This is a genomic window from Limimaricola sp., from assembly GCF_016125575.1.
Taxonomy (GTDB): domain Bacteria; phylum Pseudomonadota; class Alphaproteobacteria; order Rhodobacterales; family Rhodobacteraceae; genus WGLM01.
The window spans coordinates 524,437-540,780 of record NZ_WGLM01000002.1; the positions used below are offsets into that span (position 1 = coordinate 524,437).

The 16,344-nt window shown below is 65.8% G+C and carries 19 protein-coding genes; 9 read left to right on the top strand and 10 right to left on the bottom strand.

Annotated features, from left to right (window positions below):
- The first annotated feature begins 2 nt into the window (after positions 1–2).
- From GC146_RS04025 to GC146_RS04045, 5 genes are all read left to right on the top strand, one after another.
- Positions 3–716 (top strand): ThuA domain-containing protein, encoded by a 714-nt coding sequence (locus GC146_RS04025; protein WP_291834651.1) that lies wholly within the window; start codon positions 3–5, stop codon positions 714–716.
- Between the two features lie 75 nt (positions 717–791).
- Entirely contained in the window at positions 792–2,078 is a 1,287-nt protein-coding gene (locus GC146_RS04030; protein WP_291834654.1) for a lipoprotein-releasing ABC transporter permease subunit, read from the top strand.
- Positions 2,071–2,748, top strand: a complete 678-nt coding sequence (locus GC146_RS04035; RefSeq protein ID WP_291834657.1) for an ABC transporter ATP-binding protein — start codon at positions 2,071–2,073, stop codon at positions 2,746–2,748. Before GC146_RS04030 ends, GC146_RS04035 begins: the two co-directional genes overlap by 8 nt.
- Positions 2,749–2,750: 2 nt before the next feature.
- Positions 2,751–3,755, top strand: a complete 1,005-nt coding sequence (locus GC146_RS04040; protein WP_291834660.1) for an Ldh family oxidoreductase — start codon at positions 2,751–2,753, stop codon at positions 3,753–3,755.
- A 38-nt stretch (positions 3,756–3,793) separates the two neighbouring features.
- Positions 3,794–4,201, top strand: coding sequence for a cytochrome c (locus GC146_RS04045; RefSeq protein ID WP_291834663.1), 408 nt, complete (start codon positions 3,794–3,796; stop codon positions 4,199–4,201).
- Here the strand turns inward: GC146_RS04045 and GC146_RS04050 are convergent.
- The 5 genes from GC146_RS04050 to GC146_RS04070 all read right to left on the bottom strand — a co-directional run bounded on the left by GC146_RS04050 (position 4,198) and on the right by GC146_RS04070 (position 9,191).
- Positions 4,198–4,362 (bottom strand): hypothetical protein, encoded by a 165-nt coding sequence (locus GC146_RS04050; RefSeq protein ID WP_291834665.1) that lies wholly within the window; start codon positions 4,360–4,362, stop codon positions 4,198–4,200. The genes GC146_RS04045 and GC146_RS04050 overlap by 4 nt on opposite strands.
- Positions 4,363–4,430: 68 nt before the next feature.
- Positions 4,431–5,105 carry a hypothetical protein gene (locus GC146_RS04055; protein WP_291834667.1) on the bottom strand — a complete coding sequence of 225 codons (675 nt, stop codon included), beginning with the start codon at positions 5,103–5,105 and terminating at the stop codon, positions 4,431–4,433.
- Positions 5,106–5,379: 274 nt separating this feature from the next.
- On the bottom strand, positions 5,380–5,862 hold the full coding sequence (locus tag GC146_RS04060; RefSeq protein ID WP_291834670.1) for a hypothetical protein: 483 nt from the start codon (positions 5,860–5,862) through the stop codon (positions 5,380–5,382).
- A 74-nt stretch (positions 5,863–5,936) separates the two neighbouring features.
- Positions 5,937–7,895, bottom strand: a complete 1,959-nt coding sequence (gene parE / locus GC146_RS04065) for a DNA topoisomerase IV subunit B (RefSeq protein WP_291834672.1) — start codon at positions 7,893–7,895, stop codon at positions 5,937–5,939.
- 84 nt (positions 7,896–7,979) lie between these two features.
- Positions 7,980–9,191: a hypothetical protein gene (locus GC146_RS04070; RefSeq protein ID WP_291834674.1), complete on the bottom strand. Its 1,212-nt coding sequence runs from the start codon at positions 9,189–9,191 to the stop codon at positions 7,980–7,982.
- 74 nt (positions 9,192–9,265) lie between these two features.
- Between GC146_RS04070 and GC146_RS04075 the strand changes: the two genes are divergently transcribed.
- The gene (locus GC146_RS04075) at positions 9,266–10,216 is read left to right on the top strand and encodes a D-2-hydroxyacid dehydrogenase family protein (RefSeq protein ID WP_291834677.1); all 951 of its coding nucleotides are present in this window, start codon (positions 9,266–9,268) and stop codon (positions 10,214–10,216) included.
- A gap of 60 nt (positions 10,217–10,276) precedes the next feature.
- On the opposite strand, the gene GC146_RS04080 is transcribed toward GC146_RS04075, so the two are convergent.
- The gene (locus GC146_RS04080; RefSeq protein ID WP_291834680.1) at positions 10,277–10,912 is read right to left on the bottom strand and encodes a glutathione S-transferase family protein; all 636 of its coding nucleotides are present in this window, start codon (positions 10,910–10,912) and stop codon (positions 10,277–10,279) included.
- 80 nt (positions 10,913–10,992) lie between these two features.
- Positions 10,993–11,379: a DUF1761 domain-containing protein gene (locus GC146_RS04085; protein ID WP_291834683.1), complete on the bottom strand. Its 387-nt coding sequence runs from the start codon at positions 11,377–11,379 to the stop codon at positions 10,993–10,995.
- Between the two features lie 93 nt (positions 11,380–11,472).
- On the opposite strand from GC146_RS04085, the gene GC146_RS04090 reads away from it, so the two are divergent.
- Together GC146_RS04090 and GC146_RS04095 are read left to right on the top strand one after the other, a co-directional pair.
- A complete protein-coding gene (locus GC146_RS04090; RefSeq protein ID WP_291834686.1) occupies positions 11,473–12,360 on the top strand; it encodes an NAD(P)-dependent oxidoreductase in 888 nt (295 codons plus the stop codon).
- A complete protein-coding gene (locus GC146_RS04095; RefSeq protein ID WP_291834688.1) occupies positions 12,357–13,316 on the top strand; it encodes a 2-oxoglutarate and iron-dependent oxygenase domain-containing protein in 960 nt (319 codons plus the stop codon). The genes GC146_RS04090 and GC146_RS04095 overlap by 4 nt, the downstream gene beginning before the upstream one ends.
- A gap of 31 nt (positions 13,317–13,347) precedes the next feature.
- On the opposite strand, the gene GC146_RS04100 is transcribed toward GC146_RS04095, so the two are convergent.
- Positions 13,348–13,989 carry a TIGR02453 family protein gene (locus GC146_RS04100; protein WP_291834689.1) on the bottom strand — a complete coding sequence of 214 codons (642 nt, stop codon included), beginning with the start codon at positions 13,987–13,989 and terminating at the stop codon, positions 13,348–13,350.
- Between the two features lie 94 nt (positions 13,990–14,083).
- On the opposite strand from GC146_RS04100, the gene GC146_RS04105 reads away from it, so the two are divergent.
- Positions 14,084–15,442, top strand: a complete 1,359-nt coding sequence (locus tag GC146_RS04105) for an MATE family efflux transporter (RefSeq protein ID WP_291834692.1) — start codon at positions 14,084–14,086, stop codon at positions 15,440–15,442.
- Positions 15,443–15,448: 6 nt separating this feature from the next.
- On the opposite strand, the gene GC146_RS04110 is transcribed toward GC146_RS04105, so the two are convergent.
- Positions 15,449–15,868, bottom strand: coding sequence for a hypothetical protein (locus GC146_RS04110; RefSeq protein WP_291834694.1), 420 nt, complete (start codon positions 15,866–15,868; stop codon positions 15,449–15,451).
- Between the two features lie 63 nt (positions 15,869–15,931).
- The gene (locus tag GC146_RS04115; RefSeq protein WP_291834697.1) at positions 15,932–16,336 is read right to left on the bottom strand and encodes a GFA family protein; all 405 of its coding nucleotides are present in this window, start codon (positions 16,334–16,336) and stop codon (positions 15,932–15,934) included.
- Between the last annotated feature and the right edge of the window lie 8 nt (positions 16,337–16,344).

The following is a 16,344-nucleotide window of genomic DNA, read 5'->3' on the forward strand; positions in this document are numbered from 1 at the left end:
ACATGGCCAAGGCACTGATCACATGGGGCGGCTGGGACGGGCATGAGCCCGACAAGGTGGCCGCAATCTTTCGCGCGATGCTAGAAGGGGCGGGCATGACGGTGACCGTCACCGACAGCCTTGCGCCCTTTGACGATGCCGAGGGCCTGCGCGGCTATGACCTGATCGTCCCCGTCTGGACGATGAGCACGATCACCCGCCAGCAGGCGATCAACGTCTCCGAGGCGGTGGCGCGTGGCACGGGGCTTGCCGGCTGTCACGGCGGCATGTGCGATGCCTTTCGCGACCAGGTGTTGTGGCAGTTCATAACCGGGGCCAACTGGGTAGCGCATCCGGGGGGTGACGGGGTGCGCTATACCGTGCAGATCACCGACACCGCGCATGAGCTTGTCGCCGGCATCAACGATTTCACTGTCGAGACCGAGCAGTATTACCTGCATGTCGACCCGGCCAACCACGTTCTGGCGACCACGCAGTTCCCGACTGTGGCATGGTATCACAGCCCCAACGGGCCGGTGGACATGCCGGTGGCATGGACGCGGGCCTGGGGCGAGGGGCGTGTTTACTACAATGCGCTTGGCCACAAGGCGAACGTGATTGCCGATGGCCCCGCGCACGAGATGCTGCGGCGTGGCCTGCTCTGGGCTGCTGCGGGCAAGGCGCTGGCCGATCCCGCGCGGGCCGAGGCGCTGGTCAGCCCCGGCAACCACTTCTGAGCCTGCGCAAGCCCGTGACTTGACGCCGGGGGTCCGCGCCCCCAAGGTCCGCCCGACCGCAGACCAGAGGGACAGATGGCCCGTCGTACCGCCCCGTTTTCCCGTTTCGAATGGATGATCGCCTGGCGCTACATCCGCGCTCGCAGGGCCGAGGGCGGGGTCAGCGTGATGACATGGATCAGCCTTGTCGGCGTGACGCTGGCGGTCTTTGCGCTGATCGCGACGCTGGCCGTCCGCTCGGGCTTTCGGGCGGAGTTCGTCGACACGATCCTTGGCGCCAATGCCCATGTCACGGTCTATTCCATCGGTCAGGTGGGCAAGGATGGCAGGGTGGACCGGACCATTTCCGACTATGCCGCGATGGCACACCGCATTGCCAAGGTGCCCGGGGTGACCCATGCGGCGGCCCTTGTGCGCGGTCAGGTCATGGCAAACTTTCAGAATTACAACACCGGGGTCGAGGTTTACGGCATCGAAAAGGCCGATCTCTTGACGATTCCGCGCATCGCCCATCCGGAGAGCCATCAGGGCAGTCTGGATGCCTTCGGTCCCGGAATCGCCATCGGGTCGGGCGTGGCTCAGCAACTGGGCGTGGGTGTTGGCGACAGGATCAGGCTGATCTCGCCCAACGGGGTGAAGACGGCGCTGGGCACCAGCCCGCGCGTCAGTGCCTACACGGTCGCCTATGTCTTTACCGCTGGCCGCTATGATATCGACCGCACCCGCATCTACATGCCGCTTGACCTTGCGCAGGCCTTTTTCAACCGCGAGGGGCGCGCCGACGAGATCGAGGTGATGGTTGCCAACCCCGACAATGTCGATGCATTGGTGCAGCCAATCCTTACCACGGCGGGGCCGCAAACCACGGCCTGGACGTGGCGCGACAGTGCCGGCGCGTTTCTGCGCGCGCTGACGGTCGAGGACAACGTGATGTTCGTGATCCTGTCGGTTCTGGTGCTGATCGCCTCGATGAACATCATCTCGGGGCTGGTGATGCTGGTGAAGAACAAGGGCCGCGACATCGGCATCCTGCGCACGATGGGGCTGAGCGAAGGCTCGATCCTGCGAATCTTCTTCATCTGCGGGGCGGGGATCGGCACCGCTGGCACCGTGATGGGCGTGATCCTTGGCTGTCTTTTCGCCATCTGGATCGACCCGATCTTCAGCCTTGTGAACTACGTCTCGGGCGGCGGGGTCTGGGATCCGTCGATCCGCGGCATCTATCACCTGCCAGCCAAGCTGGAACTGCGCGACGTACTGTCGGCGGTTGTCCTGTCACTGTCGCTGAGCTGGGTCGTCACTCTTTTCCCGGCGCGCCGCGCGGCGCGCATGAACCCGGTCGAGGCGCTGCGCTATGAGTGACGAAGTGCTGCGCCTGAGCGGGCTGACCAAGACCTACAACGCCGGAAAACCGAACGAGGTGAAGGTATTGCAGGGTGCCGAGTTGACCGTGCACGCGGGCGAGGTGGTGGCGCTGGTGGCGCCGTCGGGCGCGGGCAAGTCCACGCTTCTGCACATCGCGGGGCTGCTGGATACGCCCGACACGGGCGAGGTGCAGATTAACGGGGCCGACATGACCCACGCCTCTGATCGTCGCCGCACGGCCACGCGGCGGGCCGAGGTGGGCTTCATCTACCAGTTCCATCACCTGCTGCCCGAGTTCAGCGCGCTGGAAAACATCGTCGTGCCGCAACTGGCCGAGGGGCATTCCTTTGCCACCGCGGCCGCCCGTGCGCGAAAATTGCTGGATCAGGTTGGTGTGGCAGAGCGGGCCGATCATCGTCCGGCCGCCCTGTCGGGCGGCGAGCAGCAGCGGGTCGCCTTCTGCCGGGCGCTGGCCAACGCGCCGCGGTTGCTTCTGGCCGATGAGCCGACCGGCAACCTTGACCCGGCCACGTCTGAACGTGTCTTCTCGGCCTTGATGGAGCTTGTGCGTGGCACCGGGCTGGCTGCGGTGATCGCCACCCACAACCTCGAGCTGGCCGGACGGATGGACCGGGTCGTGCGGCTTGACCATGGAAAGGTGGTGTGACCATGCGCGTCCCTGTCAGCGAGATTGCAGCGACCACCGAAAAGGCGCTGCTGGCTCACGGTGCGGCCCCGTTCGCGGCGGCCGAGGTGGCCCGCGCCGTCGCCCGGGCCGAGGCATTGGGAAATGTCATCTGCGGCCTTTACTACGTTGAAAGCTACTGCTTGCAGTTGCGCTCGGGCCGGGTGGACGGACAGGCCGACCCGCATGTCAGTCAGCCGCGCCCCGGCACGGTGACGGCCGATGCACGCCTTGGCTTTGCGCAGCCCGCATTTGCCCGCGCGCTGCCCACGGCGGTGGCGGCGGCGCGCGGCAACGGGGTGGCGACGCTGGCGGTCGCGCATGCACATACCTGCACCTCGCTGGGCTACTTCACCGAACAGATCGCGGCGGCGGGGCTGATCGGCATCGGGTTTACCAATGCCTCGCCCGTTGTCGCCCCGCCGGGCGGTGCCGCGCCGGTGATCGGGACCAATCCCATCGCCATGACCGTGCCGGGCGAGGATGGCCCGCGGATGCATTTCGATTTCTCGACCTCGGCCGTGGCGCTGGGCAAGATCACAATGGCCAAGGCCGCGGGCGAGAAAATTCCGCTGGGCTGGGCGGTGGATGCGCAGGGCAACCCCACGACCGACCCGGCCGAGGCGCTGAAAGGTGGGCTGGTCAGCGCGGGCGGCTACAAGGGCTGGGGGTTCGGCCTGATGGCCGAGGTGATGGCAGCCTGCCTGACGGGCTCGGTCAACTCGCTGGACGTGAAGGGGCTGAAACTGCCCGACGGGCCACCGCATGACCTTGGCCAGTTCTACATCCTGATCGACCCCGGCGCGCATTCCGATGCCTTCGCCGCCCGCTTTGCCCGGCTGGCCGAGGCTGTGGCGGCGCAGGAAGGCGCGCGCATTCCCGGCGCGGCGCGGCAGGCGATGACCGAGGTCGAGGTGCCCGACGCGCTCTGGGCGCTGGTCAGCGGACTGGCTGACGCAGATCAAGGCGGCCTCGCACCCCGGGCCTGATCCTGTTAACGTCGCGAAAAACGGCGAGGGAGCAGGCGATGCGGGTTTTCGGAATGGTGGCGGTGCTGGCGCTGGCGGGCTGCGTGCCGCAACAGGGGCAGGACAGCGTGGCGTCGGGGCGCGCGATGTTCATGGAAAACTGCGCGGCCTGCCACGGCGACGACGCCAAGGGCGATGGGCCGCTGGCGGCAAGCCTGGCCAAGGCGCCGGCCAATCTGACAACGCTGGCCGCCCGCCACGGCGGCACCTTCCCGCGCGATTACGTGATGTCGACGATCGACGGCTACCGGCGCGGACAGCATTTCAGCGCCGCGATGCCGCAGTTTGGCGAGGGCGACCTCGGCCCGATCGTGATGGTCGGCAATGCCAACGGGACCACCACGCCGACGCCGGCCAAGCTGCTGGCGCTGGCCGATTACTTGCAGTCGATCCAGCAGAAACCCTAGGCCAGCATGCCAATCGTCAGCAGCACGTAGGCCGCAAGTGCGACCCAGATCGCGTGGGCGTTGTTGCCGGGTAGCTTGACGCCAAGCGCCGACAGCAGCGCCAGCGCGGCCAGAACCAGCGAAATCAGGAAGATAACTTGCGAGGGGGCGTGCAGGTTCATGGTGCGTCCTTTATGACCGATCGGCGACCATGGCATGCCGGCGCATGCCGTCAAAGCGAATTCGCGGTTTAGTCGCAGATCCCGGCGATCTGTACGCCGCGCCACGGCAACAGCGCCTCTTGCGCCAGTGGCCGGCTGAGCGGGGGGAGGCCGAAAACCTTGGCCAGCATGTCGTGCAGGCGCTTGGTGCGGGCGGCCTCGGGGGCCAGCGTGCGGCAGCAGACATATTCCTCCATGATCGCGCCCTGCTGTTCGTAGCCGAGCGAGAGGAAATCGGCGTGCGTGTTGGGGTCGAACAGGTAGGGGTCCTGCGACTGGACATGCTCCATCGCGGCCTTGAGGGGGAAATAATGCGTCTCGTCGCGGTGCTGCCACTGCCAGACATGGACCATTTCATGTGCGATCAGCATCGCGTCGGGCAGGTCGATGCGGCGCGGCCAGTCGGCGAGGAAATCGTCGCGGTAAAGCTGGGGATGGACATAGACGGTCTGGAAGATCGTCATCGCCGCGGTGCCGGTCTGGACGGTGGGGCCGGCGGGTGGCGGGTAAATGCGCTGCTGGCAGGTGACGCGCGGCGGGGCGGCGATGGTGATGGGCGGGCCGCTGGCAAGACCGTCGGAGATGCGGACATGGGCGGGGTTCAGCTGGCCGCCCTGCAGGTCCTCGATGAAGGCCAGCTCATGCGGGGTCAGCGGCCGCCCGCAGGCGGCAAGAAGAAGACAAGCAAGAAGGGCGCGACGCATGGGGCCAGCCTAGCGTGGTTTGCGGCCCGGGGAAGCGGGATTTTGCGGGGTTTGGGCGGGTGTCCCGGGGGGGACGGGACACAAGGGACTGATTTCGTTGGGGGAAAGTGTTAACGGCTCACGGGGACGTGTGAATTGGGGTGCCGCCGTTGCCGAAGAGATGCCCGATGCGAAAGCATCGGGCACGCGCCCGACCCTCCCCCCCGGGGAGGGCGCGTTCCGCACCCACCCCGAGGGTCGGGCGCGGTACATTAGGATTCAGTGTGAAGTACAATCACGAGGATTTGGACTCTGTAAGCATGTCTCGAATGGAAATGGCTTCTCTCAATAGCGTATCAATTTCTTCGATCGCATTCTTTGCTGCCCGCTCAGTTATTGATGAGTCAATCTGAAACCACTGTCTTTCTTTGCCCTTTCCTCGTGGAAAAAAGTGCGCAACATGTATATTCTCATTACTATTTTCGACGAAGAACGCTCCATGAGCGACGAGGTTCCTGTTCTCAAGCCCTTGCTCTATCTTTTCCGCCAACATTGAAATCCTCAAAGAAATGTTGGGTGGGCAATCCTTAGCCGCGTCCTTCAATTCTGCAATTAACTTTGGTGTAGTCTTCTTGATTTCGAGGTGTTTCCTAAGTGCAACGCCATCGTGTTCGTCAACATTACGCGCTTGCATCAATATTTGCCAAACTGCCAGCTCTAAATGGGCTGCCGTCTGAACATAAATCCCGATGCGAACCAGTAATTGCGCCGGAAGCATCTTCTCTACTAGAGTATATTGCAATTATGCCTCAAGATGCCGAAACAAAGAAGGTGGCAATCCACTGACTGACATCAAACATCCAGCTCCTCAACAAACCTCGCATTCTCCTGGATGTACTGGAACCGCAATTCCGGCTTTTTCCCCATCAGCCGCTCCACAAGGTCGCCGGTTTCGCCGGGTTCGTCCTCGTCGATACTGACCTTGATCAGCTTGCGGGTGTCGGGGTTCATCGTGGTGTCCTTCAGGTCCTTGGCGTCCATCTCGCCCAGACCCTTGAAGCGTTGCACGTCGATCTTGCCCTTGCCGCCCAGCCCCTTTTCCAGCCAAAGCGCCTTTTCCGCGTCATCGGCGACGTAAAGGCGTTTCGCCCCCTGCGTCAGCCGGTAAAGCGGCGGGCAGGCAAGGTAGAGGTGCCCGTGATCGATCATCGGGCGCATTTGGGTGAAGAAGAACGTCATCAGCAGCGAGGCGATATGCGCGCCGTCGACATCGGCATCGGTCATGATGATGATCTTGTCATAGCGCAGGTCGTCGATGTTGAATTTCGTGCCCAGCCCGACGCCCAGCGCCTGCGTCAGGTCGGCAATTTCCTGATTGGTGCCGATCTTGCCGCTGGCCGCGCCCAGCACGTTCAGGATCTTGCCCCTGAGCGGCAACAGCGCCTGCGTGCGCCGGTCGCGCGCCATCTTGGCGCTGCCGCCCGCGCTGTCGCCCTCGACGATGAACAGTTCCGTCCCCTCGCGCGCGGTGGCCGAACAATCCACCAGCTTGCCCGGCAGGCGCAGCCGCTTGGTGGCGGTCTTGCGCGCGGTTTCTTTCTCCTGCTTGCGGCGCAGGCGTTCCTCGGCCCTGAGCACGAGGAAATCGAGGATGGCGCCGGCCGATTTCGGGTCGGCCGCCAGCCAGTTGTCGAAATGGTCACGCACGGAAAGGTCCACCAGACGCTGGGCGTCGGCGGTGGCCAGCCGGTCCTTTGTCTGGCCGACAAACTCGGGGTCGCGGATAAAGCAGGAGACCAGCGCGCAACCGCCGGTGATCAGATCCTCGCGGGTGATGTCGGCAGCCTTGCGGTTTTTCGTCAGTTCGCCATAGGCGCGGATGCCCTTGAGGATGGCGTTCCAGAACCCGATCTCGTGCGTGCCGCCCTCGGGCGTGGGCACGGTGTTGCAGTAGGACTGGATGAAGCCGTCGCGCGACGGCGTCCAGTTGATGGCCCATTCCACCTTGCCCGGCACGCCGAACTTTTCCGTGAAGGGAACGGTGCCGGCAAAGGGCCGCTCGGCATAGGTGGTTGTCTTGTCAAGCTGTTCGCCAAGGTAATCGGCCAGCCCGCCGGGGAAATGGAACACCGCCTCGCGCGGGGTTTCGCCATCGTCGATGGCGGTTTTCCAGCGAATCTCGACGCCGGAAAAAAGGTAAGCCTTGGAGCGGACCAGTTTCATGATCCGCGCCGGTTTGAACCGGTGATGGCCAAAGATCTCGGCATCGGGGTGGAAGGTGGTGGAGGTGCCGCGGCGGTTGGGCGCGGGGCCGATCCGTGTCAGCGGACCCTGCGGGATGCCGCGCGAAAACTCTTGTGCCACCAGTTCGCGGTTGCGCGCCACCTCGACCCGCATGTGATCTGATAGCGCGTTGACGACCGAGGCCCCCACGCCATGCAGGCCGCCCGAGGTCTGGTAGGATTTGTCCGAGAATTTGCCACCCGCGTGCAGGGTGCACAGGATCACCTCCAGCGCGGATTTGCCGGGGAATTTCGGGTGCGGATCGTAAGGCATGCCGCGGCCGTTGTCGCGGATGGTGATCGAATAATCCTCGTGCAGTTCCACCTCGATGCGGGTGGCGTGGCCCGCCACCGCCTCGTCCATCGAGTTGTCGAGGACTTCGGCCACGAGATGATGCAGCGCACGCTCATCCGTGCCGCCGATATACATGCCGGGGCGCTTGCGGACAGGCTCCAGCCCTTCGAGAACCTCGATGGAGGAGGCGTTGTAGTCTGACGTGTCGGCGCCGGAAAGAAGATCGTCTGCCATGGTCTGCTCTTGTTCTTGGGCAATGGACCATAGTGTGGCTGATCCGGCGCTCGGGCACAATCTGTTGGTTGCGCCTGGTGCGGGTCAGAAGCTGACGACGCCGGCATTGTAGGTTTCGACATTCACCTTTGTCGGTTTTCCGTCCATCGCCTCGACCTCCAGATGCGCGGGCGGGTGGCCAAGGTCGCTGGCCATCTGCGCCGCCGCCGAATTGCCGCCGCCCGGCAGAATCGACAGCCGCACGCCACCGCCGAAATTGTCTGCGCTGAAGCCGCCGGAGGGCGAGTAATGCCCGTCGGCGCGTAGGTAGGCGGCCAGTGGCCCTTCGCTGACGCCGCCCTCGACGCGCACGTCGACATTGCCCTGCCCGTCGACCAGCAGATGCAGGCTGAAGCCCGGCACCGCCACCGAGAAGCCGGCGTTCAGGCCGGGAATGAGGATACCGAATTCCGGCAGGTCCTCCTTGCAGTCGTAAGATGTGGCGTAGGGTTTGCCTTCCTGACAGGCCATCTGGGCCGACGAGCCCTCGATTTCGCAACTGACGGACTGGATGCCGCCGATGATGGATTTGGGGCAGATCTCCTGGCAATGGAAATCGACGTTGCATTGCCGTGCGGCGGCCGCGGTGTAGGGGGCCGTGACATCGGGCAGTTGCGCCAGCGCCAGCCGCAGCGGCATGCCTGACGGATCGATTTGCTGGGCCATGGCCAGCGCGCGGCCGGCGTCATCGGCCCTGCCTGCCGCGTCGTAGCTGCGGGCGAGGTTGGTCCAGTAAAGGGCGATGTCGGGGGCGGCGGCGGTCGCGGCCTCGCCCGCGGCGACGGCCACGTCACTGTCGCCCATATCGCGCGCTACGTTGCCCAGCGTGTTCTGGAAGGCCGCGTTGCCGGGGTTGAGCGCCACGGCGGCCTCCGCTGCCGCGCGGGCTGCTGCGAGCCAGTCGTCCGGTGCCTTGGCCGGGTCGTCGGCCCACGTCTCGGCCAGAAGGGCCGCGAAATTGTTGAGCGAAACAGGGTCGGTCGGGTCGGCCACGGCCTGATCCCCGAAGAACCACGCGGCGTGGCCGAAGTGGCGGCGGGCATAGAGCATCTGACCCAGCGTGTCGCCGTTGACGCCGGCAGGCAGGTTGCCGCGCAGGCCCGCGAGCGCCGCAGCTTCGCCCGCGGGAAAACCCGCGGCAAGCCCGTCCATCGCGCCGGTGATCTGCCCGGGCAGATCCTGCGCGGCGGCAAGGCCCGGAAGGGTGAGAAGAATGCAGAAAATCGTGGCCTTGCGACCCATCAAATGCGGTGTCATCGCGCACCTCCCTTGTTTTGAAATGCCCAATTCTACCATGATCGGGGGGATTTCAGAAACGCGGGGGAAAGCCTTTGAAAATCGCGGTATTGGACGACTATGCCGGGGCGGCGCTGCGGTTGGCCGACTGGGGCGGGCTGGACGTGACGGTGTTTGCCGACACGCAAGCGGGGCCTGCGCTGGCGGCTCGGCTGCAACCCTATGACGTGGTCTGCCTGATGCGCGAGCGCACCGCCTTTGGTGCCGAGGTGATCGGCGCCTTGCCGCGGTTGAAGCTGATCGTGACGACGGGGCCGAGAAATGCCGCCATCGACATGGCCGCGGCGCAAGCGCGGGGCATCACCGTCTGCGGCACCGAAAGCCGCAAGACCACGACAAGCGAACTGGCGCTGCTGATGATTTTGGCGCTGAACCGGCGGCTGTTGCCCGAGGTGGCGACGCTGCGCGCGGGCGGCTGGCAGGCGGGGCTGGGGCGCGACCTGGCCGGGCTGACGCTGGGCCTGATCGGGCTGGGCAATATCGGCGCGCAGATGGCCGCGCTGGGCCGCGCGCTGGGGATGGAGGTTTGTGCGTGGAGCCAGAACCTGACGGCGGCGCGTTGCGCGGAACTGGGCGTCAGCCAGTGCGAAAGCTTGCCGGCCCTGATGGCGGCCTCGGACGTGTCGAGCGTGCATCTTGTCCTGTCGGAGCGCACGCGCGGGCTGGTGGGGGCTGAGGCCTTTGCCGCCGCGCGGCCAGGTCATGTCTTCGTCAACACCTCGCGCGGGCCGATCGTGCAGACCGGCGCGCTGCTGGACTGGCTGGCGGGGGACGGGGCGGCGATGGCGGGGCTCGATGTCTTCGACGCCGAACCCCTTCCGCAAGACGACCCGCTGCGCGCGGCTGCGGCGGAACTTGACGGGCGGCTGTTGCTGACGCCGCACCTTGGCTACACGACCGAGGCGACGTTCCGCCTCTTTTACACCCAGACGGTCGAGGCGGTGCGGGCCTGGGCCGCGGGCGCGCCGGTGCGGGTGATCGGGTAGCGGATTAAAAAGGCGGCGGCCTCCCCGTGGGGCGGCCGCCGCCCTTAACTTCCGAAGGTGTCAGGCCGGTTCGGCTTCGCGCTTGGCCCACATCGCCTTGAAGGCCGGGCGGGACTGGCAGGCGGCCAGCCATGCGGTGACGGCGGGAAACTCTTCGAACATCCCCGGAAGGGCCTGGGCGTAGCGCAGGCATTCGGCCAGCCCGAGATCGGCGATAGTAAAGCGCCCGCCGACAAGGTGGGATTGCGTGGCAAGATGCGTCTCGATCGCCCGGAGCGGACGGTGCAGCCTCGCCGCGTGATCCTCGACTTCGGGCGCGCCCTTGGGCGCCTGCATGATCGCCAGCGCGTGCGGTTCGACCGCGGTCATCGCGTAAATCGCCCATTGCATCATCTGCGCCTCTTCGGCCAGATCGCGCGGAGCCAGCGGGCCGCCCGCCTTCTTGGCGAGGTAGAAGTTGATCGCGAGCGATTCCGAGATCACCAGATCGCCATCCTTCAGCACCGGCACCGCACCGGCGGGCGAGATGGCAAGGAAGGCGGGCGAGCGGGTGTTCATCGGTGCATCGGCTGCCAGCGGATCGGCAAGGCGATAGGCCTGGATCACCGGGACATGATCGAGCGTCAGGCCAAGTTCTTCGGCCAGCCAGACGTTGCGGGTCGCGCGGCTGCGATAGACGCCGTAAAGGGTGGGCATGGGGGCACTCCGTTGTTGCGCGGCGAGCCTAGCGCGCGCCCCGCGCGGGCGGAAGGGCCGCCCGGCACCTAGACCCGCACCTAGAGCAGCGCCTGCACCACCAGCATGACGACCAGCGAGGCCAGCCAATAGCCCGCATCGACGTTGCGGGCGTAAAGCGATTTCTGGCTGAACGTCGCGCCCGACCATGCCAGCGCGGCAAAGGCCAGCGTCGCCAGCACCCCCAGCGCCAGCAGGTTCTGTGCCCGGCAGATGGCCAGTACCCAGCTCATCAACAGCAGGCCAAGCGCCTGCGCGCCCATCGCGTCCAGCGGCATCTGGCTGGCCGCGCCCAGCTGAACATGGCTGCCTTCGGCCCATTTCCGCCCGAAGGTTGCCGGCAGATAGACGACCCAGCCCAGAAGAAAAGACGCGACCGCGCCGACGATCACGCCGAGCCAGCCGACATTCGTGAAAAGTGCGCCCATGATGTTCCCTCCACCCATTGGCCCACGCATCCTAGCATGTCCCGCGCCGGGCGGATAAACATCCTGCGACACGACCAGAACAGGAGGCAGACCATGCGCATCATCTTCACAGGCGGCAGCGGCAAGGCGGGGCGGCACGCGGTGCCCTACCTGATCGAGCAGGGCCATCAGGTGACCAACCTCGATCTCGTGCCGCTCAACTATCCCGGCGTGCGCAACCTGCGTTGCGACCTGACTGATGCGGGGCAGGTGTTCAACGCCTTCTCGGCCTATGCAGGCTTCGACGAGCTGGAGCCGGGGACGGGCGTGCCGAAATATGACGCCATCGTGCATTTCGCGGCGATCCCCTGCATCCTGATCCGCCCGGATAACGAGACCTACATGATCAATGTGGCCAGCACCTACAACGTGCTCGATGCAGCGGTGAAGCTGGGCATCCGCAAGGTGATCTTCGCCTCGTCCGAGACGACCTATGGTATCTGTTTCTGGGACGGCGAGAAGAAGCCGCAATACGTGCCCATCGACGAAGAGCACCCGACGCTGCCGCAGGACAGCTACGCGATGTCCAAGGTGGTGAACGAGGCGACGGCGCGGAGTTTCCAGGCGCGCTCGGGCTTCGACATCTACGGGCTGCGGATCAACAACGTGATCGAGCCGCATGAATACGCCCAGAACTTCCCCGCCTACATGGAAAATCCCGCGCTGCGGCGGCGCAACATCTTCGCCTATATCGATGCGCGCGACCTTGGCCACATGGTGGATTGCTGTCTGAAGACCGACGGGCTGGGCTACGAGGTGTTCAACGTCTCCAACGACGACATGTCGGTGAGCCTGACCAGCGACGAGGTGATCGCGCAGTTCTACGAGGGCGTCGAGGTGAAGCGGAAGATGGGCCGGCACGAGACCTTTTATGCCAACGACAAGGCCAAGAAACTGGTGGGTTTCCAGCCCAAGCACAGCTGGCGTGACGTGCTGAAATGAGCCTCGCCACGGTCGATCTGGCGGGGTTCGAGGCGGCGACGGGCGCGGCGCGGGCCGCGCGCGCCGCCGAGATCGACCGCATCTGCCGCGAGACGGGGTTTCTTGTCCTGACCGGCCACGGCGTGCCGCAGGCAGTGATCGACAATGTCTGGCAGGCGGCAAAGACGTTTTTCGCCGAACCACACCTGGCCAAGGCGCGGGTCGCTGCGCCTTATGCCGGCTATCCCTATGGCTGGCTCGGCCCCGATTCCGAGGCGCTTGCGCGGTCCAAGGGCGAGGTGACGCCGCCCGACCTGAAGGAAAGCTTCAACGGTGGGCCGCTGGACGTGCCGGAGGGGATGACAGACGCGGATGCGCTGGCCTTCTGCTACCAGCCGACGCTGTGGCCAGACCTGCCGGGGTTCCGCCCGGCATGGGAGGCCTATTACCGGGCGATGGAAGGGCTCGCCGCGCGGGTGATGCGCGCCTTCGCCGCCGCGCTGGGCCTGCCGGAGGACCATTTCGAGCAGTTTATCGCCGCGCCGGTCTCGGCGCTGCGGGCACTGCATTACCCCGCGACATCGGGCGCGCCGCAGGCGGGCCAGCAGCGGGCCGGGGCACATACCGACTATGGTTCGCTGACCATCCTGCTGCCGCAGCCGGGCAGCCGTGGGTTGGAGATCTGGACGCAAGGCGCTTGGGTGGAAGTGTCGGCGCCCGCGGGGGCCTTCGTGATCAACATCGGCGACCTGATGGCGCGCTGGACTGCCGACCGCTGGGTCAGCACGCTGCACCGCGTTGCGGCGCGGCCCGGCCAGCCGGCGCGGCAAAGCCTTGCTTTTTTCCATCAGCCCGACTGGGAGGCAGAGATCGTGCCGCTGGATGGCTCGGACGCCTATCCGCCGGTCCTGTCGGGCCCTTATCTGATGGAGAAGTTCCGCGCGGCAGCGGCAGGTGCCTCCGGCGGAGGTATTTGAGCCAAGATGAAGCCGAAAGGCGACGGCTGGATCAGACGAGGCTGAGCAGAAACTCCATCACCGGCATCGCGTCGGCATAGGCCGCCATCAGCCGGTCGGGCAGCGGCCCCAGCCTATCGAGCGGGCGGGTCGCGACGAGGCCTTTCATGCGCAGCAGCCGTTCCATCGGGTGATCGGCCGTGTAGGGCGGCGGCACGCGCTTGAGCACCGGCTCCCACAGGCGAAAGCCCTGCACCTCGGCCGCCGCGATGATCCCGCCGACGCGCGCGGCGTCCAGATCGACCAGTTTGCGCCAATCGTCGAGAACGGACTTTTCGAACTCCATGATGCCGATGCCGACAAAGACCTCGGAAATGTCGATGCCGAAGAAAAAGGCCGGGTCCTGCCGCCCTTCGGCGGCGACGGTCCACATCATGTGCAGGTGGGTGTTATAGGGGCGTTTGTCCTTGGAGAAACGCACGTCGCGATGCGGGCGGAAGAGCTTGGGCCGGATCGCCTCGCCCGTGAGCGAGGCAAGCTGTGGAGCGATTTCATCGAGAAGGGCGCCGGCTGCAGGCTTGATCTGGTCGTCGTAAGTGGCGCGGTTTTCCTGCCACCAGTCACGGGTATTGTGGGCCTGTAGCGCGGCATAGAAGGGTTGGGCGGTGGTAATCAGCGGGTCGTTCTCTGGCATGGCTCTCTCCGGTCGTCGGGCGCAGGGTAAGGCACGGGGACAGAGTGTCCAGTCCCGGCTGGACGGGGCCGCATCAAGGCCCTAGAGCGGGATCATGCAACAGCCTGACACGTCATATCGCGCCCATGCGCGCGCCGTCCTTGCGCTGGGCCTGCCGCTGGTGGGGTCGAACCTTGCGCAGGTGGCACTGAACGTGACCGATGCCGTGCTGCTGGGCTGGTACAGCGTGACGGCACTGGCCGGGGTGACGCTGGCCACTTCGTTCTATTTCATCATCTTCATCATCGGGGCCGGTTGTGCCTGGGCGGTGATGCCGCTGGTCGCCGCTGCGGCCGAGGCGGGCGACGAGGTGCAGGCGCGCCGCGTCACCCGGATGGGGTTCTGGCTGGTCAGCGCCTTTGGTGCGCTGGCTGTCCTGCCGCTGTGGCATTCCGGTGCGATCATGCTGGCCATCGGGCAAAAGCCAGAGGTGGCGCAGGCCGCGCAGGATTTCCTGCGCATCGCCTCTTTCGCGATGCTGCCGGCGCTGCTGGTGACGGTGCTGCGGTCGTTCCTGTCGGCGTTGCAGCGCACCAGCGTGCTGTTGTGGGCGACGGTGGGTGCGGCGTTCTGCAATGCGGGGCTGGGCTGGGTGCTGATCTTCGGCCGCTTCGGCTTGCCGGCGTTGGGCATCAAGGGTGCTGCGATTGCGACCGTCACGATCCAGGTGCTGGTTCTGGTGGTGCTGGCCGTCTACACGGCGCGCGCGCTGCCGCAATACCGGCTGTTCCAGCGCCTCTGGCGGCCCGATTTCGGGGCGATGTGGGCGGTGGCGCGGATGGGCGGGCCGATCGGGCTGACCTCGCTGGCCGAGGGCGGCCTTTTCAACGCCAGCGCGGTGATGATGGGCTGGGTCGGAGAAGTACCGCTGGCCGCGCATGGCATCGCGATCCAGCTCGCCAGCCTGACCTTCATGTTCCACCTTGGCATGAGCCAGGCCGCGACGGTGCGCGCGGGCCGCGCGCTGGGCCGGCGCGACGAGGCGGGGCTGCGCCGGGGCGGACAGGTGGCCACGGTGATTTCGCTGTGCTTCGCGCTGCTGACGATGGCGGTCTTCCTGGCCATTCCGCAGGTGCTGGTGACGCTTTTCGTCGACAGCCACGAACCCGCCCGCGACGCGCTGATCAGCGCGGGCGTTACGCTGGTGGCGGTGGCGGGCCTCTTTCAGGTCGTCGATGCGGCGCAGGTGATGACGCTGGGCCTCTTGCGCGGGGTGCAGGATACTTCGGCACCGCTGGGGCTGGCGGTGATCAGCTATTGGCTGGTGGGCGTGCCGGTCAGCTACGTGCTGGGCTTTCACGCGGGCCTTGGCGGCGTGGGTATCTGGCTGGGCCTTGTGACCGGGCTGACGGTGGCCTCGGCCCTGCTGATGCGGCGATTCTGGCGGCGGTCGGTTCGGATCGGGATTGTCTGAGCGGCGCTATTCCGCCGCGTCGTCGGCTGCATCCTCGATCTGCTGGGCCTTGCGCCGGACCAGCGCGGTGCGCAGATCGTGCATCGCCAGCAGCAACGCATCGGTCACCGCGTCGAGGTCTGTGGTACTGGCCTCGGATTGAACCCAGCCAGTCGTGAGATTGAGGTAGTCAACTGCGCGATGGATGTCGTCGATGGTGCGCGCGGCCAGCTGAGCCTTGCGGGCCGCCATCCACTCGGCAATGGCGGCCTGATCCTCGGGCGAAAGGGTGCGGTTGCCCTGCGGCTTGACCATTCCATTGCGGATGTTGACCGTCGCGATCTGGTCCATCTCGATCCGGCGCTGGCGGTTCTGGGTATCGACCCGGAACACGGCGGCGCCGTTCTCTTTCACCCGGAAGTAGTAGTCGGGAAGCTCGTCGCCCATCTCAGCCTCGGCCAGTTCTGATCCAGCCTAGCAAGGCCGGCCAGTCAGGGCCACTCCTGCTGTTCAGCCCCATGTGTCGTGTTGCGGCAAATCGTCGGTAATGGTGAACCACGGCGCCTTCGAGCGGACAAAAATATGCGCGGCGGGCCGGATCGTGGGTGCATCCGCCAGCGTGCCCATCGCGACGTGGACCCAGCCGCCCTCACGCACCACCGACCACAGCAGCGATCCGCAGGTGGCGCAATGCATGTCGCAGGCATCGGGGCTGTTACCGTAGGGCCGAAAGGCCGCATCGGCGGTCGGCGTCAGCTGCGCGCGCGGGATGCCCGCGACGGGCTTGAACGCCGATCCGGTCGCGCGCTGGCAATCGGCGCAATGGCAGTTGAAGGCATAAGTGAAGGCATCATCCACGCTGTAGGTCGCGGCGCCGCACAGGCACCGGCGTGACAGGCGTCGAGTTTCGCTCATCAGGTCAA